General features: G+C 39.7%; 22 protein-coding genes, 1 pseudogene and 3 other annotated features. Of the genes and pseudogenes, 19 read left to right on the top strand and 4 right to left on the bottom strand.

The genetic code is table 11. The features are described from left to right. Nucleotides 1-54: 54 nt before the first annotated feature. Genes ACFX4E_RS12075 through ACFX4E_RS12060 form a run of 4 tightly spaced genes read left to right on the top strand, consistent with a single transcriptional unit; the run spans nucleotide 55 to nucleotide 2523 of the window. Nucleotides 55-513, top strand: coding sequence for a hypothetical protein (locus ACFX4E_RS12075; protein ID WP_053487435.1), 459 nt, complete (start codon nucleotides 55-57; stop codon nucleotides 511-513). Continuing rightward, entirely contained in the window at nucleotides 513-833 is a 321-nt protein-coding gene (locus tag ACFX4E_RS12070) for a hypothetical protein (RefSeq protein ID WP_029322662.1), read from the top strand. Before ACFX4E_RS12075 ends, ACFX4E_RS12070 begins: the two co-directional genes overlap by 1 nt. Beyond that, on the top strand, nucleotides 833-2092 hold the full coding sequence (locus ACFX4E_RS12065) for a glutathionylspermidine synthase family protein (RefSeq protein WP_029322660.1): 1260 nt from the start codon (nucleotides 833-835) through the stop codon (nucleotides 2090-2092). The genes ACFX4E_RS12070 and ACFX4E_RS12065 overlap by 1 nt, the downstream gene beginning before the upstream one ends. Before the next feature lie 14 nt (nucleotides 2093-2106). Further along, nucleotides 2107-2523: a DUF350 domain-containing protein gene (locus tag ACFX4E_RS12060; protein ID WP_013057713.1), complete on the top strand. Its 417-nt coding sequence runs from the start codon at nucleotides 2107-2109 to the stop codon at nucleotides 2521-2523. 18 nt (nucleotides 2524-2541) lie between these two features. On the opposite strand, the gene ACFX4E_RS12055 is transcribed toward ACFX4E_RS12060, so the two are convergent. Next, nucleotides 2542-2688 (bottom strand): hypothetical protein, encoded by a 147-nt coding sequence (locus ACFX4E_RS12055; RefSeq protein WP_016764718.1) that lies wholly within the window; start codon nucleotides 2686-2688, stop codon nucleotides 2542-2544. 189 nt (nucleotides 2689-2877) lie between these two features. Between ACFX4E_RS12055 and ACFX4E_RS12050 the strand changes: the two genes are divergently transcribed. Continuing rightward, nucleotides 2878-3303 carry a DUF6843 domain-containing protein gene (locus ACFX4E_RS12050; protein WP_013057712.1) on the top strand — a complete coding sequence of 142 codons (426 nt, stop codon included), beginning with the start codon at nucleotides 2878-2880 and terminating at the stop codon, nucleotides 3301-3303. A gap of 42 nt (nucleotides 3304-3345) precedes the next feature. Here ACFX4E_RS12050 and ACFX4E_RS12045 read toward each other — a convergent pair whose 3' ends face one another. Continuing rightward, nucleotides 3346-3798 carry a hypothetical protein gene (locus ACFX4E_RS12045; protein ID WP_013057711.1) on the bottom strand — a complete coding sequence of 151 codons (453 nt, stop codon included), beginning with the start codon at nucleotides 3796-3798 and terminating at the stop codon, nucleotides 3346-3348. A gap of 172 nt (nucleotides 3799-3970) precedes the next feature. Between ACFX4E_RS12045 and ACFX4E_RS12040 the strand changes: the two genes are divergently transcribed. Then, the gene (locus tag ACFX4E_RS12040) at nucleotides 3971-5308 is read left to right on the top strand and encodes a sodium-dependent transporter (protein ID WP_028409155.1); all 1338 of its coding nucleotides are present in this window, start codon (nucleotides 3971-3973) and stop codon (nucleotides 5306-5308) included. A gap of 303 nt (nucleotides 5309-5611) precedes the next feature. Then, complete coding sequence (locus ACFX4E_RS12035) at nucleotides 5612-6013, top strand: hypothetical protein (RefSeq protein WP_013057709.1); 402 nt, start codon at nucleotides 5612-5614, stop codon at nucleotides 6011-6013. A 217-nt stretch (nucleotides 6014-6230) separates the two neighbouring features. On the opposite strand, the pseudogene ACFX4E_RS12030 reads toward ACFX4E_RS12035, so the two are convergent. Next, nucleotides 6231-7755, bottom strand: a pseudogene (locus tag ACFX4E_RS12030) (catalase); the annotation flags it as partial. Between the two features lie 452 nt (nucleotides 7756-8207). On the opposite strand from ACFX4E_RS12030, the gene ACFX4E_RS12025 reads away from it, so the two are divergent. Together ACFX4E_RS12025 and ACFX4E_RS12020 are read left to right on the top strand one after the other, a co-directional pair. Beyond that, entirely contained in the window at nucleotides 8208-9383 is a 1176-nt protein-coding gene (locus tag ACFX4E_RS12025; protein ID WP_098334410.1) for a C40 family peptidase, read from the top strand. A gap of 124 nt (nucleotides 9384-9507) precedes the next feature. Continuing rightward, nucleotides 9508-9822 carry an MTH1187 family thiamine-binding protein gene (locus tag ACFX4E_RS12020; RefSeq protein ID WP_028409152.1) on the top strand — a complete coding sequence of 105 codons (315 nt, stop codon included), beginning with the start codon at nucleotides 9508-9510 and terminating at the stop codon, nucleotides 9820-9822. Nucleotides 9823-9886: 64 nt separating this feature from the next. Here ACFX4E_RS12020 and ACFX4E_RS12015 read toward each other — a convergent pair whose 3' ends face one another. Continuing rightward, nucleotides 9887-11470, bottom strand: coding sequence for a PucR family transcriptional regulator (locus ACFX4E_RS12015; protein ID WP_377579734.1), 1584 nt, complete (start codon nucleotides 11468-11470; stop codon nucleotides 9887-9889). Between the two features lie 306 nt (nucleotides 11471-11776). Here ACFX4E_RS12015 and allC point away from each other — a divergent pair, with 306 nt between their 5' ends. The 10 genes from allC (at nucleotide 11777) to aroA (ending at nucleotide 23056) form a co-directional block, all read left to right on the top strand. Next, complete coding sequence (gene allC / locus ACFX4E_RS12010; protein ID WP_255257721.1) at nucleotides 11777-13018, top strand: allantoate deiminase; 1242 nt, start codon at nucleotides 11777-11779, stop codon at nucleotides 13016-13018. 12 nt (nucleotides 13019-13030) lie between these two features. Then, nucleotides 13031-14281, top strand: a complete 1251-nt coding sequence (locus ACFX4E_RS12005) for a pyridoxal-phosphate-dependent aminotransferase family protein (RefSeq protein ID WP_098334412.1) — start codon at nucleotides 13031-13033, stop codon at nucleotides 14279-14281. A gap of 43 nt (nucleotides 14282-14324) precedes the next feature. Further along, complete coding sequence (gene ggt / locus ACFX4E_RS12000; protein WP_377238167.1) at nucleotides 14325-15935, top strand: gamma-glutamyltransferase; 1611 nt, start codon at nucleotides 14325-14327, stop codon at nucleotides 15933-15935. A 24-nt stretch (nucleotides 15936-15959) separates the two neighbouring features. Further along, nucleotides 15960-16544 carry a chromate transporter gene (locus tag ACFX4E_RS11995; RefSeq protein WP_028409147.1) on the top strand — a complete coding sequence of 195 codons (585 nt, stop codon included), beginning with the start codon at nucleotides 15960-15962 and terminating at the stop codon, nucleotides 16542-16544. Beyond that, on the top strand, nucleotides 16541-17071 hold the full coding sequence (locus tag ACFX4E_RS11990; RefSeq protein WP_028409146.1) for a chromate transporter: 531 nt from the start codon (nucleotides 16541-16543) through the stop codon (nucleotides 17069-17071). The genes ACFX4E_RS11995 and ACFX4E_RS11990 overlap by 4 nt, the downstream gene beginning before the upstream one ends. Nucleotides 17072-17130: 59 nt before the next feature. Continuing rightward, entirely contained in the window at nucleotides 17131-17589 is a 459-nt protein-coding gene (locus ACFX4E_RS11985) for a GNAT family N-acetyltransferase (RefSeq protein WP_029322642.1), read from the top strand. Between the two features lie 200 nt (nucleotides 17590-17789). Further along, nucleotides 17790-17995: a binding site (T-box leader), on the top strand. A gap of 70 nt (nucleotides 17996-18065) precedes the next feature. Then, nucleotides 18066-18272, top strand: a binding site (T-box leader). 126 nt (nucleotides 18273-18398) lie between these two features. Beyond that, nucleotides 18399-19472 carry a bifunctional 3-deoxy-7-phosphoheptulonate synthase/chorismate mutase gene (locus tag ACFX4E_RS11980; protein WP_013057698.1) on the top strand — a complete coding sequence of 358 codons (1074 nt, stop codon included), beginning with the start codon at nucleotides 18399-18401 and terminating at the stop codon, nucleotides 19470-19472. Nucleotides 19473-19478: 6 nt separating this feature from the next. Continuing rightward, nucleotides 19479-19679, top strand: a binding site (T-box leader). A gap of 48 nt (nucleotides 19680-19727) precedes the next feature. Beyond that, nucleotides 19728-20894 (top strand): chorismate synthase, encoded by a 1167-nt coding sequence (gene aroC / locus ACFX4E_RS11975; RefSeq protein WP_013057697.1) that lies wholly within the window; start codon nucleotides 19728-19730, stop codon nucleotides 20892-20894. Nucleotides 20895-20914: 20 nt separating this feature from the next. Then, entirely contained in the window at nucleotides 20915-21772 is an 858-nt protein-coding gene (locus ACFX4E_RS11970) for a prephenate dehydrogenase (RefSeq protein WP_377238166.1), read from the top strand. 15 nt (nucleotides 21773-21787) lie between these two features. Further along, entirely contained in the window at nucleotides 21788-23056 is a 1269-nt protein-coding gene (gene aroA, locus ACFX4E_RS11965; RefSeq protein WP_377579731.1) for a 3-phosphoshikimate 1-carboxyvinyltransferase, read from the top strand. Nucleotides 23057-23118 lie beyond the last annotated feature (62 nt).

Below are 23118 nucleotides of genomic sequence, written 5' to 3'. Positions count from 1 at the left end.
CTGTACGTATTTATTAAAGAACGTTCACAAAAAAGTCACAAAAGGAGTTGCATAATGGGAAAGTTAGAATACCGACTGCTAAAGCCTGATGATACATTTGTATCTATTTATCACTATCAATCTATTGAACTTGAACAAATTTTAGCAAGAAGAGAATGCGAATTTTTTGTTAAAGAAGGAGTAACGTATAAACAAACTTCATCTGCAGTCGAAGATGATATACATATTATTTATGTAAAAGAACATGAACATGGACCGAAAGAGCAAGCAGAAGATGATCACAGAGAGATTACATTAGAAGTCCGCGAACTGAATTCTCTTCGAGGACATCCGATTTTATTCGTCTCTTCATTTCATACGCATTTGGACGTACTAAGCTATATCGGAACAGTTTATACATACTACAATGGATGGGAATGGGAAAGAGACTCTGCGGAAATTGATGAAGATCGCAGCGTGTACAGTTTATATGTAACAAAAACAGGCGTAACGTATGAAGGGGGAAAGGCGTAATGTCAAAAACAAAAAAAATGATGACCGGGGTTTTGACCACAGCTTTAATGACATCGCTCGTTGCCTGTGGTTCAACTGATCAGGCAAGACCAGCTAAACCGAAAGATAAATCGTGTGACAAGTGGAAATGGGATGAAGATACCCAAACGTACTACTGTTCAGATTCTTCTTCTTCCCACAGCGGCTCATATTATCACGGAGGCCGCTACTACGGCTCTAAAAAACAGTTGACCTCATCATCGGCCTATAAATCATTTAAATCAAGCAGCTCGTATAAATCTGGAATTGGGAGCGGCTCTAAAGGCGGTTTTGGCGGGTAATGCATAAAGAAAAGCGAGAAATGTTTTATAAAGAAATTGAAGATTTTTGGCACGATTTATACGGAACAGAGTATGCTCTTTATGACGTACATATAGAGTCTTCTCATATCATTGATTCTATTAAAGAAGCTTCAAATCAAATTGGAGAATTATTTTTTAAAACTGCACCTTTACTTCGTTCGTTAGATGATCAGACGCTTTTTTCTTTAGGATTTCCAAAAGACAGCCTCCCGTACCTACGACTGAAAACGATGGAAACAGAAAGTGTGATTTCGCGCCTTGATTTTGCTGTTACGACTGATCAAATCAAGCTTTTAGAACTAAATGCGGATACGCCTACGTTCATTAAAGAATTATTTCATGTAAATGAGTTAGTCTGTCGTCATTTTCAAGTGCAAAACCCTAATAAGCTTGAGGAAGAAAAGCTTGCTTTAGCATTAAAACACGCCATTTTTGAAGCTTATAACGAGCTCGATAGAACGAACTATCCAAACGTCGTTTTTTCTTCTCATGATACACATGAAGAAGATAAGCTAACGACTCTTTATTTAATGAAGCTAGCCGATGTAGATGCTACATACGTTCCATTATCGCAGCTTCGAATTGTCCCTTCCTCTACAGTGGAAGAAGGTGAACATATAGAAGCGGGCGTGTATGATCAATATGGACAAAAAATAGACGTACTTTATCGCCAAACTTATCCGCTTGAACATTTAATTGAAGATGAAGATCCGAGCACGCATGAAAAAGTCGGACACATGCTTTTAACATTGGCACAGCAAAAAAAAGTAGCCATAATCAACCCGCCTTCTGCATTTTTACTGCAGTCCAAAGCCGTGCAAGCACTCATTTGGGCTTTGTATGAACAACATCACCCTTTCTTCACTAAAGAAGAGCATCACATCATTGAAACGTACTTTTTACCAACGTATTTAGAAGAAGATCCATTTATTGAAAGAAAACAAGCATTTGTGAAGAAACCATCTTTTGGTCGTGAGGGAGATACCGTTGAAATTTATAATGAAGATGGAATCAAAATAGACGAAGATCAGCATAAAACATATCAAGAATACACGGCTGTGTATCAACAGTTTATTCCATTGCCAACTGCAACGATGAAGACTCAAACGCAAACAATAGAGGCTCATATTATGTACGGGTGCTTTTTATTAAATGGAAAAGCAAGCGCAGTAGGAATACGAGCTGGAAATCAAATTACGGATAACGAATCGTATTATTTGCCGATTGGATTAAAATGAAAAGGGGAATAAAAATGACACAATGGATTGATTGGGCTAGTATAGGGAGTTTTTTATCTCACGTAGCAGTAGGGTTAGGGCTATTATTTATCGGAGTTATGGTATTTGAATTAACAACAAAGTTTAATGACCGTGAACTCATAAAAAAAGGCAATGTGGCGGTTGCTTTGAAGTTATGGGGAAAAGGAATAGGGCTTGCTATTGTCATTTTTACTGTATGGAGCAACAGCTTAAATTTGGTAGATGCAACTCTTTGGGGAGTAGTAGGTATCATTACTCAAGTAGTGGCATATTGGGTTATTGAATTTATCATGACGCCTAAAACGAGCCTAGCCAAAAAAGTAGAAGAAGGAAATGTAGCGGTTGGAGTAACTCTTTTTGCAGCGTCGGTTGCCGTCGGCCTTATTGTGGCCGGAAGCTTAACATATTAAAAGAAGGCGATTCCTGTTTTACGGGGAATCGCTTTTTTTATGTCCCGATTGCTCGTGTTCACTTAGTAATAATGTACGTGTATTTTCACGATCGGCACGAACAATTTTTTGCTGTGTGTAAAGCGGAATGACAAAGAGCAAAATAAATAAAAAAACATAGCTCATTTTTGTTATCCTCCCATGTAAATTGTAAACGCCTGCTAATAGTGTGTGACAAACAATACGTAAATATAGCATATTTGATTGGATGAACTGGAAAAAATTGAGGGATACAAAAAGAATATAATCTTACCTTCAACAAAAACTAAAAGCAGTATAGAGGCACGTCTTTTATTAAGAAAGGAGTTGGGAAAAGTGAAAAGGTGGCTCATTTTGTGCTTAATGATTATAATCGCAGCTGGATGTGGACGCCCAGATGAAACGTCTCAACCGAGCATTTTCCTTATACCAGAAGGGTACAAAGGATGGGTTATGGTCGAATATGACAAAGATAACGGAAATCCCAGCAAGACAGAAGGAGACTACATTGTATTTAAAGTAAATGACCAGGGAGTCGGGAAAACCAAAACGCTTTTAAGCGGCGGCGGCTGGGCAAGAAATAAATATTTCTATGTAAATAAAAATGGAGAGCGAAAGCAATTGAAGCAGGGGAAGATGATTCATGGAACGACTCAAGGTAACAAAAATCATACGGTAACCTACTTTTTCGTCGGCACCGCAAAAGAGTTCGATAAGGCCGGAGACTATCGAAGAAAACTTACCGAAGAAAGTTCTTCGTAAAAAAAGAAACGTTGCCTCTTCGGCAACGTTTCTTTTCTATCTTCATTTGAATGTGCAAAAGACGGTGTCTTTTAAACGTTGAATTTCGTTTAATGCTTCTTTCTGCTTATGAATTACCCAATCTGGCAATGAATGTTCAACCGACAGCTCGTCGAAACAAGCCCCGCATGTTTTAACTTCAATATAAGATTCAATATACTGAAGGTGATCTAAGTTATAAGCCCAAAGTCGACGTTCAGGGCATATCGTTTCTAAGTAAAGCGGAAGCTGAAAAAAAGGATCTACTGCTTCAGAAAGTTCTAACGGTCCTTGGCTATCAGCATTGGTTACGTCTAGATAACCGCAGTGAGGACACGTGCATGAGTGCGTTGACCCGCTCAATTTTTTATCCAGTTTTACAACTCGCGCACATAGTTCGCAGTTTGGACATTTTACTAAGATAAAATCAAGGAACTTATCTAAAAATTGTTGCTGTATTACTTGCTGATTTGTCATTTTTTGTACCTCTAACTGTCAAACTTTTTTTAGTTACGAAAATAAATCATGAAACCTACATACTATTCATAACACATGATTGGGGTTAAAACAACAAAAACCCTTTTCGACAGAAGGGTTGTATGATATAGTATGACAAATCAGAATAAATAAAGAAAAATGGTGAGAAAAAATGAGTCAAAACGAACAATGGACCTCAAAACTCGGCTTTATCTTGGCATCTGCCGGTTCCGCGATTGGAATCGGAGCCATTTGGAAACTGCCTTATGTAGCCGGAACAAGCGGAGGAGGGGCCTTCTTTTTACTGTTTATCCTGTTTACAGCAATTATTGGTTTGCCGCTTTTACTCGCTGAATTTGTACTAGGTAGACATACACAAAAAGAAGCAATTCGTGCATATGATGCAGTTGCTCCCGGTTCCCTATGGAAAGGAATCGGGTATTTAGGTGTGATCACATGCTTTATTTTATTATCCTTCTATAGTGTAGTAGGAGGCTGGATTTTGCAATATATTTTTGCAAGCGTCACGGGTCAGCTGAATGGAGTAAGTGACTACGGGAGTTTATTTAACTCGACCATTGCTAATCCAACAAGTGCTGTTATCTCTCAACTTGTTTTTCTTCTTTTAACAATTGTTGTAGTAGCAAGAGGCATTCAAAATGGTATTGAAAAAGCAAACAAAATTTTAATGCCTGCTCTCTTTATTTTATTTATTATTATCATTATTCGTTCTTTAACATTAGACGGGGCAATGGAAGGCGTATCTTTCTTTTTGTATCCGGATTTTTCAAAGCTTACATCCCAAACCATTTTGTTTGCGATGGGACAAGCATTCTTTTCCCTTAGCGTAGGCGTTTCAGTTATGGTTACGTACAGTTCGTATCTATCTAAGCAGCAAAACTTGCCAAAATCGGCTATTTCAATTTCGGCGTTAAATATTTTGATTTCTTTACTAGCAGGACTGGCAATTTTCCCTGCGGTCTTCTCAATGGGTGTAAAACCGACGGAAGGACCAGGTCTTTTATTCATTGTATTGCCTTCTATTTTTGAACAGCTTCCGTTCGGAATTGTGTTTCAAACTTTCTTTTTGGCGCTGTTTTTATTTGCCACTTTGACATCTGCGTTTTCGATGTTAGAAATTATTGTTGCTTCTTTAGCCAAAGGAGAGCAGCATAAGCGTATAAAGCTATCTTGGATTTCGGGCTTGCTAATCTTCGTGGTAGGAATACCTTCAGCACTATCGTATGGTTTATTAAGTGACGTATCGATCTTTGGAAAAAGCATCTTTGACTCTTTCGATTTTCTTGTAAGTAATATCCTTATGCCACTAGGTGCTCTTTTAATTGCCATCTTTGTTCCTTGGAAAATGAAAAAAGATGTACTAATTGAAGAATTTAAGCACGGTTCAACGAATGTGAAGCGCTGGTTCTCTTTATGGCTTCTTGCTATTCGATACATTGCACCTGTTTTAATTATCATTGTATTTATTAATATGCTAGGCTTTATCTAACGAAAAAACGCTGTTAAAACGCTTGGTTTTAACAGCGTTTTTTTGAAGGAAGAGGAGGAGTATGATGCTTGATTTCTTATATGATATGTTTGCAGGGGCAGGGGTATTTATTTTATTAATAATTGTGTTGCTAGTAGCGAGAACGTCAGGGAAACGCAAGAAATAGGCGGGTATAATTCCCAGTGTAAAAACCCCAAAAAAGACTAACACCACAGAATTAAACTATGATAATATATTATCCTATGAGCATAATAAATGCTCACATATGTTGTGATGAAGCGTTTTTTAGAAAGAGGGATCATCTTGAGTGGAGAAGTTCTTGTCAAGATTTTATCTCAAGCGTATGAACAAAAAAAGACATTACCAATCGTCTCATTCTCGTCTTTTTTTGAACAAAAAAAGGTGGGCTTTCGTTTAAATAACGATGTGTCCGCTGATATTATCTACCATACGCTTATGTGTATTCAGAGAAAAACGTGTGTCCAAGATGTGTTAGTGGAAGTACTAAAAGTTGATAGTCCAAACAATGACGGGGCATTTTCTGATTGTGTATATATTTTAGCAAATGGTACAAAACAGCAAGTGAAAGAATGGGTTCAACCCTTACATCCTAAAAGAGTGAAACAAGGATATCAGCACGGGACACCCATTGATGCGCCACAGTTAAAAAATGACTACCATGTGTTTGCCGTTACTTGGTCATAAGCGTTTAACCCAAAAAACATCCTGCTGTCGCTGCAGGATGTTTTTTGTTAATAAGGATGAGCATCGTGTCCTTTTTCATTAGCTTCTTCTACCGCATCAGCAGCTTTGTTGCTCCCTAACGGTGAACCGCCTTCTTTTGGCAATTTGCCGTATGTAGGAGTCATTTCTGCTCCCATTTCAATTTCTAGGGAACCATCATCATGCATTAGAAGACCAATGCCATTTGCTACTCGATTGCCATAGTCAAAATCACATTGAGTTAAAAGCTCAATCATCTTTGTTTGAACGGTATGATGACAACATTTTAAGCCGTCTACTAAATTTTGAATAAGCTCATCACGTTCCCAGTCCTCTAGTAAACGATAGCGTTCACCAGCTTGCTTAAAGTCATTTGTGCGATCAATTTTTTCTTTTTTTACATTTCCTTCAACATAAGGCTGATGAGGTTTTGGATGGTCATGCGCTTCTTGAAGACCTCCAAGAGAAGAAGGTTCGTAATTCACGTGCGGGTTCTGACCTGGAGCAGCATCTACATGATAGGCCATTTGACCGTCGCGTTGATTTGTTGCTACATGTTTTTTCGGCGCGTTAATAGGCAGCTGCAAGTAGTTTGTTCCCACCCGGTGACGCTGCGTGTCGGAATAGGAAAACGTTCTTCCTTGCAGCATTTTATCATCAGAAAAATCCAGCCCGTCTACAAGTACACCCGTACCAAATGCGACTTGCTCCGTTTCAGCAAATACGTTGCTTGGATTTTTATCTAGGACCATTTTACCTACTGGTAGAAATGGAAATTGGTCTTCCGGCCAAATTTTCGTGTCATCAAGCGGATCAAAATCCAGTTCAGGATGCTCTCCATCTTCCATGATTTGTATACAAAGTTCCCACTCTGGGTAGTTACCGCTCTCAATCGCTTCATACAAGTCTTGAGTGGCGTGACTGATATTTTTAGCTTGAATTTCTTCTGCTTGCTTTTGGGTCAAATTTTTAATTCCTTGTTTTGGTTCCCAATGGTATTTCACAAGAAACGCATCGCCATCTTTGTTTACCCACTTATATGTATTAACACCGGAACCTTGCATTTGCCGATAGTTAGCAGGTATTCCCCAAGGTGAAAATAAAAAAGTAATCATATGCATAGCCTCAGGGGTGTGAGAAATAAAATCAAAAATACGCTCGGTATCTTGACGGTTTGTCACAGGATCGGGCTTAAAAGCATGAATCAAATCAGGGAATTTAATAGCATCGCGGATAAAAAATATTTTAAGGTTATTTCCTACTAAGTCCCAGTTTCCGTCTTCTGTGTAGAACTTTACAGCAAATCCCCTTGGGTCTCGCATTGTTTCTGGAGAGTCCTTTCCATGAGTTACGGTAGAAAATCTGACAAAAACGGGCGTCTGTTTGCCTGCTCCTGAAAAAACTTTTGCGCGGGTGTATTTTTCAACGGGCTCATCCCCAAGTTTTCCGTAAGTTTCAAAATATCCGTGAGCTCCGGTTCCTCGGGCATGAACAACACGTTCTGGTATACGTTCACGATCAAAATGCGAAAGTTTTTCAATCAGCTGGTAATTTTCAAGAGTAGCAGGTCCTCTGTTGCCTACCGTTCGAGAATTTTGGTTATCACGAATGGGGTGACCTTGACGCGTTGTAAGCGTCTGCTCGTTTTCTCCGGCTGCATAGCGTTTGTCTTCCGAGTCACCTGATCCGCTAACATTTGTACCATGAATGCCTTTATGGCTCATAAAATAATCCTCCTTGTTTCAAACATAACAAGACTATTTTTTTCAGCCCTCGCTTTTTTATTCATTAATATGGAAATAATATAAATTTTTAGAAGAAAAGCTGTTTTACTAAAGAGGGGAACAAATCCGCTAAACGAATAAATTTTAAAAAAGTTTCACATTTCAAAAAAAAATAAATTGTTTTTTTTGAAATATAAAGATAATGTTACGGGTGATTTTTTACCTATTATTAGTGTAGGAAAAGGAATAATATTGGAATATATTAGCTTTTTTGTCGAACTTATTAAGTGTTAAACGACAATAAACTACGACAATATACACCATACACCTGCGCTACTGTCGTTTCCTGTAACATAAATGTAATATTAGTGATGTTATTTTGTAATAATGTGTTGTTACAATGTAAACGTCTTATAGATTAGTAGATTATGGCATTGGAGGAACCTTTTTTTATGAAAAAGTTGATATATTCGTTAGCGTTATGTGGATCTTTAACAGTAGTACCTACAATTAGTGAAGCTGCTTTAGGAGATGCTACGCTGCACCCAGGAACAAGTAATTCAGATGTGAAAGAATTACAGCAAAAATTAAAAAACAAAGGTTATTTTACATACGGTACAACAACAAACTATTACGGTTCAATCACGACTAGCGCAGTAAAGTCGTTTCAGCGTGCAAATGGCTTGTCTGCAGATGGTATTGCAGGTCCATCTACATTTAATAAACTGCTAGGAAGCGGAAGCTCATCAAGTTCATCAATTAGCTCAAGTTCATTGCTGCGCGTTGGTTCAACTGGACCAAACGTACAATCTTTACAGCAGCAGCTAAAGAATAAAGGCTATTTTAAAGGAACTACGACTCAATACTTCGGTTCAATTACAAAAAATGCAGTAATGGCATTTCAACGTGCAAACGGACTGTCTGTGGACGGAATTGCGGGTCCAGCTACGTTGAATAAATTAAAAAATGGCGGTTCTAGCGCTTCAACTGGTGGTTCTAGCTCTAGCAGCTCAACTATTTTACGTCAAGGTATGAAAGGTTCAGCAGTAAGCAGCCTTCAGCAAAAACTAAAAAATAAAGGTTACTTCTCAGCTGGTGTAACAGGCTACTTTGGCTCAATTACAACAAGTGCAGTAAAATCATTTCAACGTGCAAATGGTTTATTAGTAGACGGAGAAGCGGGTCCAGATACGCTGAATAAATTAAATTCAAGCAGCTCTAGCAGCTCAAAACCTTCAACATCAACAGGAAGCAGCACAAGCTCAAGCTCAGCTTCAAAAGTTATTTCATATGGTAAACGTTTTATGGGAACACCTTATGTTTGGGGTGGAGCTGCGCCTGGAGGCTTTGATTGCAGTGGTTACCTTAACTATGTATATCGCAATGCAGTAGGTGTAAGTCTTCCTCGTACAGTTGCTAGCATCTATCAAACTGGTACGCGTGTAAGCTCACCTCAGCCTGGCGATATCGTTTTCTTTGAAACGTACCAACCAGGAGCTAGTCATGCTGGAATTTATATCGGAAACGGTCAATTCATGCATGCAGGTTCTTCAACAGGCGTGACAATCACATCACTAAGCAACTCTTACTGGTCAAAACGTTACTTAGGAGCAAAGCGTTACCTATAAGAGTGTAACAAAAAGGAGTAGTTGTAGAACTATTCCTTTTTTCTATGCACCATAAACGTAAAAGTAGGAAATTTTTGCGCGATTTGGTATGATAACTAGGGAACAAATAAAAGGAGTGTATAACATGGCTATTGTAGATGTAACCATTATTCCGGTAGGTACGGAAACGCCAAGCGTGAGTCAGTACGTAGCTGATATTCAAAAAGTGTTGGCCAAGCATGAAAATGAAATTACATACCAATTAACCCCTATGAATACATTGATTGAAGGGGAATTAAGCACGCTGCTAAAAATTGTTCAAGAGATGCATGAAGTACCTTTTGAAAATGGCATTCAGCGCGTATGTACAAATTTACGAATTGATGATCGCCGTGATAAAGAAAATCATACGATGGCGGGGAAATTACAATCAGTACAGTCTAAATTAAAAGCGAAATAAATAATATGAAATACAATAAAAAACGCCTGAGTATCCACTCAGGCGTTTTTTATTGTATTTATACTTAATTAGCATGCACAAGAGAAAAAATTTGAAAAGCCACGCGCAGCCTAAGAGTTTCCTCTGACGTGTGAATAGGTCTTTTTAATAATTCTTCGCATTTTTCAATTCGATAGATCACCGTGTTCCGGTGAACGAATAACTGCTTAGCGGTCTCTGAGATTTGGCAATTGGAATTTAGATATGTTTCCAGCGTGTCAAGTAAGATGGAGCGATCTTTCTTATCGTACTGCAGCAAACCTTCTAATGTTTGAGAATAGTAATCCTGTAAATCGTTTGCTGGAAGCAACCTCAGCAGTTCTTTAAACTGTTTTGGCTGATAAAATTGAATAAGCTTCGACTGATCTTTAAAATGGATGGTTTCAAGAGCTTCAACAGCTTCTTTATATGAGTCAGCGATTGTAAGTAGAGATTGGCTTTGGTTTCCAACTCCAAATGACATTCGCTTATCGTAGTGACGGTAAACAGCTTCCTGCAAGCGATGCAAGCATTCTATAATCATAGGTTGAGAATGAGGTGTAAACAAAAGAATATAAAGATTGTCATAGAAAAACAAAATGGCCTCTGGATGACCTGCTGATAACTCATAGTGAAGGAGCTCATAGATCATATCATCATCGCTGTAAGGCGTGAATGTAGAGTGGATTTTCCCGACGGCGCAAATATAGCTGTTTGCTGCTGATAAGCCCATCATCTGCGCTTGAAAGGAAGCATCTTCAAGCGTTTTATAATAATTGTTAACAAGCTGATTGAAAAAATCGTTTTTTCGTCGCCGTTCAGCTTCATACAAAGCCTGCTGCCTCATCATTTCGAAGGATAAAACGTTTGTCGCTTGTTCAATCGTTAGGAGCGCTGAATCGGATAAAGAAACTTGATGTTCAATAAGTAAATAACTGTACTTTCTTGTATGTGTCGCAATCGGAAAAAGCGTAACGGTTTTTTTGGTGTGTAAAAAGGAAAAGGTTGTATATTTTGACATTCGTAAAAACAGCTGCTTAGCCCCCGCTACCGCTTCTTCCATCGGGAGTGAAAAAGGTTCGCGTTTGTTTGTATAAAAGAGTTCATGGCCATGGGTATCAAAAAGGGCAACATGAGCATTGCATAACGTTTGAATGGATTGCATAATTTTCTCAATGCCTTTTCCTTGTAAGATGTATGAGGAAAATAGCTGATGTGTGACCATCGCTTGCTGAAGCTCGGCTGTTTTTTTATCTAAAATAAAGCTGAGAGATTCGTTAATAACCGCGCCTAACGTTTCGTCCGTTTGGAAATCAATGATCGGAAAGTGAAGTTCATCAGCTAGCTGACAAATAGAAGCAGGCACGTGTTCGAAAAAGCGCTTCGTTTTGATGGCCAATCCTGCACATTTCTTTTTAGCCATTCCTTCTACAAGTTTTGCTAAGCTTTCTTCATGTTCTTTGAAGTGATAACCCGTTGTAATTAAAAATTCTCCTTCTTTTAAAAAAGATAAAATATCGGGTGCGTCCATCATATTGACGTTATGTACTTTGCGGGTGACTCCTTTTTGCCCAGCTACTACAGATGCTTTCTCATAAATTGGAATGCGTAAAAGAGTTTGTAGTTCCATTATTTATTACTCCTTTTGTTAAAAATTCTCACATTTCCCTGCGCGTATCTTTATCTATCTTTTATTTTATAAGAAAGTTTAGTTAAAATAAATAAAATTTTCAGAAAAAAATGTATAAATTGTTAATGAAGAAGTGTATTCAATCCTGTAAGATAAAATAAATAACATATAATGTTAGAAAAAGTGACGTATATAAGACTTTATATATTTAGTGATAATAGCCAAAAAAACACTAAATCATTGTAGGAAGTGTTAATGAAAACAATCAGTCATTTTCTTAAAATGAAGATAGCAGGAGGGATAGCAATGGTTGCAGATATGACGGGAAAATCTAAGCTTTGTCAGCAAATCGAAGAAAACGTTAGCTGGCTGTCACAGTTTGGGTTAGATGAAAAAGAAGGGGTCACGAGGCTTTTATATACGGAACAGTGGAATGCAGCTCAAAAGGCATTGGAAGAAAAAATGAAGGGACTTCACCTCAAAACGTATTACGATGATGTAGGAAATTTATTTGGACGGTTGCAAGGAACGAGTTCAGAACAACAAGTTATTTTAACAGGATCCCATATCGACACCGTGATAAACGGAGGAAAGTATGACGGGGCGTTTGGTGTTGTGGCAGGTATCATTGCTCTGCAGTACCTATATGCGCATTACGGATCCCCTACAAAAACCTTAGAGGTCGTATCACTTTGTGAAGAAGAAGGCAGTAGATTTCCTCTTACGTATTGGGGATCAGGTAATATGAATGGATTACACAGCAAAAGTGATGCAAAACATGTTATAAATAAAGAAGGGGTTAAGCTGGATGACGCAATGAAACAGCTCAATTTCGGAAAAGGCCTCCACAGCGAGCCGTACCGCACGGACATCGCTTCTTTTATCGAACTGCATATCGAACAAGGAAAGCAGCTTGAAATGTCTCATTGCGATATCGGAATTGTTTCTAGTATCGTCGGGCAGAAACGATTTACAGTATCTGTTAAAGGTGAAAGTAACCATGCGGGCACAACCCCGATGAACATCAGAAAAGATGCATTTTATGTGAGCTGCAAACTTGCTAAAGCATTTATTGAATTGAGCGAAAAATATCATAACGCTTTATACGTAACGGTTGGCAAAATTACACTTTCTCCAAATGCACCGAATGTAATACCAGGATATGTAGAATTCACGGTCGATATAAGACATCATGAATATGAGGCTTTACAAGAGGCAGAACGAGAAATGAAGGAAATTATAAAGCGAACAGCAGGGGATTTAGAAGTGAATATCGACTGCTGGATGGATGAAAAACCTGTCGCCATGAGCGAAAAATTATCTGAACTTTCAAAAATTATTTCCTCGGAAAAGAATATCTCCTCCCGAGAATTAGTAAGCGGTGCAGGACACGACTCGCAGGTATTCGGACGAAGAGTTCCAACATGTTTGTTATTCGTACCGAGCCGAGATGGAATCAGCCATTCCCCAAAGGAATTCACCAAAGGAGAACAGTTAGAAAAAGGAGTAAAGGTCTTAATAGAACTATTATATAAACTTGCCTACTAGGAGGAATTTGACATGACTATAACAAAACAGCTTCATACACCGCCGCGTACGATTATGACCCCCGGACCCGTAGAAGCAGATCCCCGCGTATTAAGAGCATTAGGAACACCTATTTTAGGTCAGTTTGACCCCGCATTTACGCACATTATGAACGAAACGATGGAAATGCTTCGTGAACTATTTCAAACCAAAAACAAATGGGCTTTTCCCGTTGATGGAACGTCTAGAGCTGGGATTGAAGCAGTTCTTGCAAGTGTAATTGAGCCTGGCGATAAAGTGTTCGTTCCGATTTTCGGCCGCTTCGGCTATTTATTAACGGAAATTGCCGAGCGCTACGGAGCTGATGTACACAATATTGAATGCGAATGGGGAGAAGTATTTGACCCTGAAACAATTATCCGTGAAATAAAAAAAGTAAATCCGAAAATTGTTGCAATGGTTCATGGTGAAACGTCTACAGGAAGAATGCAGCCTCTTAAAGAAATTGGTGCTGCATGCCGCAACCAAGATGTTTTATTTATCGTCGACGCAGTAGCCACTATTGGGGGTACGGATGTAAAAGTAGATGAGTGGAACATTGACGCATTGATTGCAGGCACACAAAAGTGTTTATCTGTTCCGTCCGGCATGGCACCTATTACGTACAATGATCGTATTGAAAAAATTATCATGGAACGCAAAAAAGTTGAAAAAGGAATTGCCACAAAAGCAGATGCTCAAACTGTTCGTCTGCGTCCAAATATTATCAGCAACTATTTTGATTTGAGTCAGCTTCAAGACTATTGGAGTGAGCGCAGATTAAATCATCACACGGAAGCAACGTCCATGCTCTATGCTTTAAGAGAAGGGCTGCGCGTTATTTTAGAAGAAGGATTAGAGGAAAGATTTGCAAGGCATCGCCTCCATGAAAAAGCACTTGTAGCCGGTATTAAAGCAATGGGATTATCTTTATTCGGAGATGAGGATTCAAAAGTTCCAACCGTTACTTGTGTTTTAATTCCCCGAGGTATTGACGGAGAGGCAGTTCGTTCTACACTCCTTGAACAATTTGGGATTGAAATTGCAAGTTCTTTTGGGCCGATGCACGGAAAAATATGGCGTATCGGTACAATGGGATACAGCTGTCGAAAAGACAACGTTCTATTTACATTGGCTGGTCTTGAAGCAGTGCTTATTCGAAACGGTGCAACCGTGAATGCAGGTTCTGCTTTGCAAGCAGCATTAGAAGTTTACGAGGAAGAGGTAGCGTTGTCTAGTCTGTAAAGATTCGTTTTATTCATCATATAAAGAAAAGAGGAGATTTTCTATGAGCGAATACTTTTTTACACACCCCTATGCATCGCAGCGTACGTGTACGTTTGGAAAAAATGGAATGGTAGCAACCAGTCAGCCTCTTGCCGCTCAAGCGGGTCTTGAAATGTTGAAAAAAGGAGGCAATGCGGTAGATGCTGCTATTGCCTCCGCGGCTTGTTTAACGGTTGTAGAGCCTACTTCAAATGGAATTGGTGGAGACGCATTTGCTCTTGTGTGGATCAATGAAGAGCTATACGGACTCAACGCAAGCGGTCCTGCTCCTGCTTCTATCTCTATTGAGGCTCTGCGTGCCATGGGGATAAAAGAGATGCCCGCTCGCGGTTTTGTTCCTGTTACGGTCCCAGGTGCCCCGAGTGCGTGGGCGGAGCTGTCAAAACGCTTTGGGCGGCTATCGTTAAAAGAAGTGCTGCAGCCTGCTATTTCATATGCACAAGAAGGGTTCCCAATCTCCCCGATTTTAGGGTACAATTGGGAACGAGCGTTTGAACGATTTACACACGCGTTAAAAGGTGACGAATATAAGCACTGGTTTGAGACATTTACCAACAATGGATCAGCTCCTAAAGTAGGGGAAATGTGGCGATCGCCAGACCATGCTACTACCCTGCTTGAAATTGCCGAAACGAATGGAGAATCTTTTTATAGAGGGGATTTAGCTGATAAAATAGCAGCTTTTTCGAAAAAACACGGCGGATTTTTAGCAAAAGAAGATTTAGCAGCTTTTAAAGCAGAGTGGGTGAAGCCGATTTCAACTTCTTACCGAGGATATGATGTGTGGGAAATTCCGCCTAACGGCCAAGGCCTTATTGCACTTTTAGCTTTAAATACGCTAAAAGGCTTTTCTTTCGATGCCAAAGATTCTGTCGATACATACCACAAGCAAATTGAAGCCATGAAGCTAGCGTTTGCAGATGGACAAAAATTCATTACAGATGCTGATAAAATGACAGTAGCAGTTGAAGATTTGTTGAATGATTCTTATGCAAACAAGCGCAGAGGGCTGATTGGTGAAAAAGCGCTTATTCCCGAAGCCGGACAGCCGTCTCATAGCGGCACGATCTATTTAGCGACAGCTGATGGAGAAGGAAACATGGTATCATTCATTCAAAGTAATTACATGGATTTTGGCTCAGGACTTGTCGTACCTAATACGGGCATATGCCTGCAAAACCGCGGGCATAATTTTTCGTTAGACCCACAGCACCATAACCGATTAGAGCCTGGAAAACGGACCTACCATACCATTATTCCTGGATTTTTAACAAAGAATAAAAGCGCTGTAGGTTCATTCGGTGTAATGGGCAAATTTATGCAGCCTCAAGGACATGTGCAAGTCGTCATGAATATGATCGATTTCCATCTAAATCCTCAGGCAGCTTTAGATGCACCAAGATGGCAGTGGATTGAACATAAAAAAGTTCTTGTGGAAAAAGAAATGCCTTCACATATTGTAGAAGCATTAGAACGCAAAGGGCATGATATTCATGTGGCTACGAGCAGACATACGTTTGGAAGAGGGCAGATTATTTTAAGAGATGAACAAACCGGTGTATTATACGGCGGCACAGAAGCGCGAACAGACGGAGCGGTCGTTGCTTATTAGATCACAGAGAAAGGAGCGCGAGAAATGCGACAATTGGATATTTTTATAGCGTTTTTTCGCTCAGGTATGCTCGGCTACGGAGGCGGACCTTCAGCTATTCCACTCGTGAAAAAAGAAGTGGTCGATACGTACAAGTGGATGGATGACGATGAATTTGGCGATTTATTAGCAATCGCCAATACGCTTCCTGGGCCTATTGCTACAAAACTGGCTGGATACATCGGCTATCGAGTCGGTGGTATTTTGGGTCTCGGGACAGCTTTATTTGCAGCCGTTATTCCAACCGTTTTTTTAATGGTATTGCTGTTAACAACTTTAACGCAATTTAAAGATCAGCCGTGGGTTATGGGCATGACCAAAGCAGTTGTTCCTGTAGTGGGAGTTATGCTCGCGGTTATGACGTGGGACTTTTTTAAAAAATCAACGTCTGGTTTAGGGTGGACGCCAGCTATTATCTTACTGATTATTAGCTTAGGATTAATGGAATTTGCCCATATCCATCCAGCGGTTATTATTATTGTTCTTATGGCAGCAGCTTGGATTCCGCTAAAACGAAAAGGAAAAAAAGGCGAAAGTGCTGAACACAAGCAAGAGAGGGAATCGGTATGATTTATATTCAGCTATTTATGGCGTTTTTTGTTTCAAATATTTTAGGCTATGGAGGCGGACCAGCGTCGATTCCGCTTATTCAAAAAGAAGTCGTGGATCACTATCATTGGCTTACGGTCAAAGAGTTTAGTGAAATGCTGGCAATTGGAAATGCGCTTCCTGGTCCGATTGCAACAAAAATGGCGGGGTTTATCGGATATCAGCAGGCAGGGATTTTAGGTTCTGTGATTGCTCTTTTTGCAACGATTGCTCCATCGGTTTTACTTTTAGTTATTTTACTTCGAATATTATTTAAGTATAAAGATTCGCCAAATGTTAAGAAAATGACGAACTACATTCGTCCCGTTATCGCCATTTTACTGGGCTTGATGGCGTATGAATTTTTTATGAATTCATATGGTGATTCAGGTATATGGCAAACTTTATTTTTAGTAGCAGCAAGCTTTCTTTTATTAGAAAAATTGCGCGTGCATCCAGCGTTCGTTATTGTCGGAGCACTCGTATACGGAGCTGTTTTTCTTGCTTAAATGAAGCTCTCAAATAATGAGAGTTTTTTTGTGTAAAAGAGACGAAAAGAGGGGAAGCCATGGTTGAAAAAGCAGCGCTAGAAAACGTTCAGGATTTGGTTAAACTGCGAATGTTGCTCATGAAAGAACTGGGAGAATTAAACGGGAACGAGGAGCTGTTTCAAAAAGCTACAGAAGAATATTTTACTGCAAATATAAATAATCCAAATAGCTATACGGCCATTTTAAAAGCGGATGGAGAAATTGTATCAGCAGGAAGCATCGTCTTTTTTATACGTCCGCCTTCACCGAGTAACCTCCAAGGAAAAGAAGCATATGTTATGAACATGTATACAGCTTTTGATCACCGAAAGCACGGCTATTCTTCAGCTATTTTAAAGCATTTGATGCAGTACTGCCAAAAAAGTGGCGTAAATCGAATATGGTTAAATGCTTCTTCCGCTGGAAAAAGCTTGTATCAAAAACATGGATTTATTGAATGTGAATCTGAAATGGAATACAAGTTTGAAAAAAATTAGAGTAGCAAAACTCTTGATAGAGAAGGGTTTGAAAGAGCTGTGGTTTTAAAAAAATAAAAAAAATTAATAAAAAGTGTTGACGAAGATAAAAAAACCATTCATAATACAAATCAACATCACACAACATTACACACAACTTGGAAGCGACAAACAGTTTCAAACGATCGGAACTGATTATCCAAGTACACATACATAGTCAATACTGAGCGTTGATAGGAGCACTAGTAGAAAAAATTTCCCTGTAACAGAGAGCTGACGGTTGCTGCGAGTCAGAACACAAATTTTTTCGAAGTACATTCCTTGAGCATCTTTTCCGAGCAGGAAAAGACGGCCTAGCCGTTATTTTAATGAAGAGGCAAGCAAAATGCTTGCAACTAGGGTGGTACCGCGAATTTTCGTCCCTACTGACTCTTAAGAAAAATCTTAAGGGTGAGTAGGGACTTTTTGTATTTCGGTCCGTTATAATTTTATATCCATTACAAGCGATGAAAAGAGCATAGTAGCAAAATCTTCCCTGTATTCAGAGAGCTGATGGTTGGTGCGAATCAGTACAAAAGAGATTGCGAATTACATTCTTGGAGCTTTCTTTTGGCGATAGTCAAAAGCGGCAATAGCCGTTATCTTAATGAAGAGGCAAGCAATGCTTGCAATTAGGGTGGTACCGCGATCAATTCGTCCCTACTGATACAATCAGTAGGGACTTTTTGTATATCCGCATAAGCGGCTGTGTAGGTGTAAAACGGATTTTTCAATACAAACTAAACGAGAAAGTCCGTTCGAGGTTATAAAATCAAAGGAGGATTTTTAAAATGACAAAATCATTAGAACAATTACGAGGACAAATCGACGAAATAAATTTAGAAATTTTAGAATTATTAAACAAACGCGGTGAAATCGCACAAGAAATTGGAAAAGTAAAAGGTACACAAGGTGTGAATCGCTTTGATCCAGTTCGTGAACGTAAATCGTTAGATCAAATCTTAGCTAACCATAATGGTCCATTCGAAGCTTCAACAATTCAGCATATTTTCAAAGAAATTTTCAAAGCTAGCTTAGAGCTTCAAGAAGACGACCACCGCAAAGCACTTCTTGTATCTCGTAAAAAGAAATCCGAAGATACAATTGTTGACATCAACGGTACTAAAGTAGGACCTGGAAACTTAGAATTTGTAATGGGACCATGTGCAGTAGAAAGCTACGAACAAGTAAAAGAAGTGGGCTTAGCGCTTAAAGAACAAGGCATTACATTAATGCGCGGCGGAGCGTTCAAACCACGTACATCACCTTACGATTTCCAAGGACTTGGAGTGGAAGGATTAAAAATCTTACGTCAAGTAGGAGATGAGCTAGGCCTATCAATTATTAGTGAAATTGTTTCTCCTCAAGATATTGAAACGGCTCTAGACTACGTAGATGTGATTCAAATTGGTGCACGTAACATGCAAAACTTTGAGCTATTAAAAGCAGCAGGTTCTGTAGACAAACCAATTCTTTTAAAACGTGGATTGGCAGCAACAATTGAAGAATTCATTAACGCTGCTGAATACATTATGTCTCGTGGAAATGGAAACATTATTCTTTGTGAACGCGGTATCCGCACATACGAGCGTGCAACACGCAACACATTAGATATCTCAGCTGTTCCAATCTTGAAAAAAGAAACGCATTTACCAGTTGTAGTAGACGTAACGCATTCAACAGGACGCAAAGACTTACTATTACCATGTGCAAAAGCAGCGATTGCTATCGGCGCAGATGCTGTAATGGCAGAAGTTCATCCAGACCCAGCAGTAGCACTATCAGATTCAGCACAGCAAATGAACATTCCTGAATTCCACAAATTCATGGAAGAATTAAAAGGTGCAGCAGTAAAATTATCTTAATTTCATAGTGATACAGTGATAAGAAACTAGTAGCAAACATTTCCCTGTCTCAGAGAGCTGACGGTTGGTGGAAGTCAGTACACAAATGTGAGCGAATTACACTCTTTGAGTACTCTTTTATAGAGCGGTCAGCGGATCGTTAACAATTCGAGGTGGCAAGCAATGTTTGCAACTAGGGTGGTATCGCGAGAAAAGCTCGTCCCTATGACGTAGGGGCGAGTTTTTTATTTTTTATAACAGAAAGGAATCGATAATATGAGATATTTAACAGCAGGAGAATCGCACGGACCTCAATTAACAGCGATTATTGAAGGAGTACCGGCAGGGCTTGAATTAACAGCCGAACATATTAATGAAGATTTAGCAAGAAGACAAAAGGGACATGGGCGCGGACGCCGCATGCAGATTGAAAAAGATCAAGTTCAGATTAAAGGTGGGGTTCGCCACGGTGAGACGCTTGGTTCACCCATTGCTTTAGTCGTTGAAAACAAAGATTTTACTCACTGGAGAAATATTATGGGTGCTGATCCAGTTGATCATGATGAAGAAGTGAAGCGACAAATTACAAAACCTCGTCCAGGTCATGCGGATTTAAATGGAGCGATTAAATACGGTCACAGAGATATGCGAAACGTATTGGAACGTTCATCTGCTCGTGAAACGACGGTACGAGTAGCCACAGGCGCAGTTGCCAAACAAGTACTAAAAGCTGTAGGCGTAAATATTGCATGTCACGTACTTGAAATCGGCGGCGTCAAAGCTGAAAAAACGGCATATGAGTCACTGACAGAACTTCAGGAAAAAACAGAAGCGTCGCCTGTTCGCTGCTTAGATGAAGAAGCGGGACAGAAAATGATGAAAGCAATCGATGATGCAAAAGAAAATGGAGACAGCATTGGTGGCGTAGTGGAAGTAGTAGTAGAAGGAATGCCTACTGCAGTGGGAAGTTACGTGCACTATGATCGTAAGTTAGACTCAAAGCTAGCTGCTGCTATTATGAGCATTAACGCGTTTAAAGGCGTTGAAATCGGCGTAGGCTTTGAAGCAGCTCGCAGACCGGGAAGTGAAGTCCATGATGAAATTCTATGGGATGAACAAAACGGCTATACGCGTAAAACGAACAATGCTGGAGGTTTAGAAGGAGGCATGACAACAGGGATGCCGATTGTTGTGCGAGGTGTCATGAAACCTATTCCTACCTTATACAAGCCGCTGCAAAGTGTAGATATTGATACAAAAGAGCCATTTGCTGCAAGTATTGAACGCTCAGACAGCTGTGCAGTACCAGCGGCAGCGGTTGTAGCAGAATCAGTGATTGCTTGGGAACTAGCATCTGCTATTATCGATCAATTTGGAGCAGATCGAATTCAGTTAATTCAAGAAAACGTAAAAAAACATGAAGAATACGCAAAGCAATTTTAATGAATAGAGGAGAATGAAAGGTGAAAACACGTGTATTACTTATTGGCGTTGGTCTTATTGGAGGATCATTAGCGCTAGCTATGAAGAAGCATCGTCACGTCACAGTCGTTGGAGCTGATATCAATACAAATGAAGTACAAGTAGCCAACCAGCTAGGTATCGTTGATTATGTAGCTGAAGATATAAAAACAGAAGCAGCCCAAGCAGATTATATCGTGCTTGCTACTCCAGTAGAGTACACGACAGCATGGATACACGACCTTTCTACTTGGAAGCTTAAAGAAACGGTTATCGTAACGGATGTCGGAAGTACCAAAGGTGAAATTATGAAATCAGCCGAAGCGCTGAATAAAAAACGTATTTCATTTATTGGCGGACATCCGATGGCTGGTTCTCATACGAGCGGTGCAGTCAATGCACGAGCGGATTTATTTTGTTCGGCGCGCTATATTTTAACGCCGTTTGAAAATGAGCAAAAAGAAAAAATAGATGCGCTTATGCATTTGCTAGAGCCTACAGGTGCACAATTTGTACCGCTTGATGCAGCTACTCATGACCAAATCACTGGAGTTGTCAGTCATTTACCTCATGTGATTGCGACCAGTCTTGTAAGACAAGTAAAAGGATATTCAGCACAGAATCATCTTGTCACGAAAATGGCAGCAGGCGGTTTTCGAGATATTACGAGAATTGCTTCAAGCAACCCTCATATGTGGAGAGATATACTAAAACAAAACCGTTCTATGCTTTTAACATTGCTTGATGACTGGATGAAAGAAATGGAACAAGTAAAACTATTAGTAGAAAAAGGTGACGGTCACGAATTATTTGATTACTTTTCAGATGCGAAAGAATTTCGTGATTCGCTTCACGCATAAAAGGAGAGACGTATTGTGACAGTAAAAGCTTTACGAGGAACGATTCAAATTCCAGGAGATAAATCCATTTCTCACCGTTCCGTCATGTTTGGTTCGATTGCAGAAGGAACAACAACGATTAACGGATTTTTGCCAGGAGACGATTGCCTTAGCACCATTTCCTGCTTTCAAAAACTAGGTGTAGATATTCAAATGATTGATGAACAAAGCGTCGTGGTAAAAGGAAAAGGTATACAAGCGTTGAAAGAGCCATCTGATATTTTAGATGTTGGAAATTCGGGCACCACGATTCGCCTCATGATGGGGATTTTAGCAAATACACCCTTTCATTCAACATTGATTGGAGACGAATCCATTGCCAAACGCCCTATGAAGCGTGTGACCGGTCCGCTTCGTGATATGAATATTCATTTAGACGGCCGAAAAGAAGCTAATTTTACACCGCTTGTTATACGAGGTGGGAAAGCAAAAGGTATACACTATACATCTCCCGTTGCGAGCGCACAAGTAAAATCAGCTATTTTACTTGCTGGACTGCATGCGGAAGGAACAACTTCTGTAACGGAACCGGCGAAATCGCGTGATCATACAGAACGTATGCTAGAGGCATTTGGTGTTAAAGTCGAAGAAGAAGGCTTAACCGTTTCAATTGAAGGCGGTCAAACGTTAAGAGGAACGCATGTAGAAGTGCCTGGTGATATTTCGTCAGCTGCATTCTTTTTAGTAGCGGGGGCTATTATTGCAAACAGCCGCATTGAAATTCAAAAAGTGGGGATGAATCCGACTCGAACGGGTATTTTAGATGTGCTTTCAAATATGGGCGCTTCGATCGAGACAGTCAAAGAAACAAAAGAAACCGCAGAACCCTATGCAGATTTAGTTGTAGAAGCTTCTCACTTAAAAGGTACAGAAGTAGGCGGAGACTTAATTCCACGCTTAATTGACGAAATCCCAATTATTGCACTAGCTGCCACGCAAGCAGAAGGGATTACAGTTATTAAAGATGCTGCAGAGTTAAAAGTCAAAGAAACAAACCGTATTGATACGGTAGTGAATGAGTTAACCAAAATGGGCGCTAACATTGAAGCAACGGAAGATGGAATGATTATTCACGGAGGTGCAAAACTTCACGGAGCAAATGTAAACAGCCACGGAGATCACCGTATCGGTATGATGCTCGCTGTTGCCTCTTGTATTGCAGAAGGGGAAACAATTATTGAAAATCGCGACGCGGTATCCGTCTCTTACCCGCAGTTCTTTGCTCACTTAGAGTCTTTACAGTAGTAAATTCCCTTATTATGTTAAAATAACAGTTTGAAAGTTGTAAGGAATTTATAAAATTAAAA

Source organism: Priestia sp. YIM B13491 (genome assembly GCF_042787605.1).
In the GTDB taxonomy this organism is placed as follows: Bacteria; Bacillota; Bacilli; order Bacillales; family Bacillaceae_H; genus Priestia; species Priestia megaterium_E.
The sequence above is the reverse complement of the archived record's forward strand: the minus strand, read 5'-3'. Positions and strand labels throughout refer to the sequence as shown.

Bases quoted from the DNA above. Each gene is read 5' to 3' on its own strand.
- ACFX4E_RS12075 (WP_053487435.1), top strand. From the start codon at position 55: ATGGGAAAGTTAGAATACCGACTGCTAAAGCCTGATGATACATTTGTA.
- ACFX4E_RS12070 (WP_029322662.1), top strand. From the start codon at position 513: ATGTCAAAAACAAAAAAAATGATGACCGGGGTTTTGACCACAGCTTTA.
- ACFX4E_RS12065 (WP_029322660.1), top strand. From the start codon at position 833: ATGCATAAAGAAAAGCGAGAAATGTTTTATAAAGAAATTGAAGATTTT.
- ACFX4E_RS12060 (WP_013057713.1), top strand. From the start codon at position 2,107: ATGACACAATGGATTGATTGGGCTAGTATAGGGAGTTTTTTATCTCAC.
- ACFX4E_RS12055 (WP_016764718.1), bottom strand. From the start codon at position 2,688: ATGAGCTATGTTTTTTTATTTATTTTGCTCTTTGTCATTCCGCTTTAC.
- ACFX4E_RS12045 (WP_013057711.1), bottom strand. From the start codon at position 3,798: ATGACAAATCAGCAAGTAATACAGCAACAATTTTTAGATAAGTTCCTT.
- ACFX4E_RS12040 (WP_028409155.1), top strand. From the start codon at position 3,971: ATGAGTCAAAACGAACAATGGACCTCAAAACTCGGCTTTATCTTGGCA.
- ACFX4E_RS12025 (WP_098334410.1), top strand. From the start codon at position 8,208: ATGAAAAAGTTGATATATTCGTTAGCGTTATGTGGATCTTTAACAGTA.
- ACFX4E_RS12020 (WP_028409152.1), top strand. From the start codon at position 9,508: ATGGCTATTGTAGATGTAACCATTATTCCGGTAGGTACGGAAACGCCA.
- ACFX4E_RS12015 (WP_377579734.1), bottom strand. From the start codon at position 11,470: ATGGAACTACAAACTCTTTTACGCATTCCAATTTATGAGAAAGCATCT.
- allC (WP_255257721.1), top strand. From the start codon at position 11,777: ATGGTTGCAGATATGACGGGAAAATCTAAGCTTTGTCAGCAAATCGAA.
- ACFX4E_RS12005 (WP_098334412.1), top strand. From the start codon at position 13,031: ATGACTATAACAAAACAGCTTCATACACCGCCGCGTACGATTATGACC.
- ggt (WP_377238167.1), top strand. From the start codon at position 14,325: ATGAGCGAATACTTTTTTACACACCCCTATGCATCGCAGCGTACGTGT.
- ACFX4E_RS11995 (WP_028409147.1), top strand. From the start codon at position 15,960: ATGCGACAATTGGATATTTTTATAGCGTTTTTTCGCTCAGGTATGCTC.
- ACFX4E_RS11990 (WP_028409146.1), top strand. From the start codon at position 16,541: ATGATTTATATTCAGCTATTTATGGCGTTTTTTGTTTCAAATATTTTA.
- ACFX4E_RS11985 (WP_029322642.1), top strand. From the start codon at position 17,131: ATGGTTGAAAAAGCAGCGCTAGAAAACGTTCAGGATTTGGTTAAACTG.
- ACFX4E_RS11980 (WP_013057698.1), top strand. From the start codon at position 18,399: ATGACAAAATCATTAGAACAATTACGAGGACAAATCGACGAAATAAAT.
- aroC (WP_013057697.1), top strand. From the start codon at position 19,728: ATGAGATATTTAACAGCAGGAGAATCGCACGGACCTCAATTAACAGCG.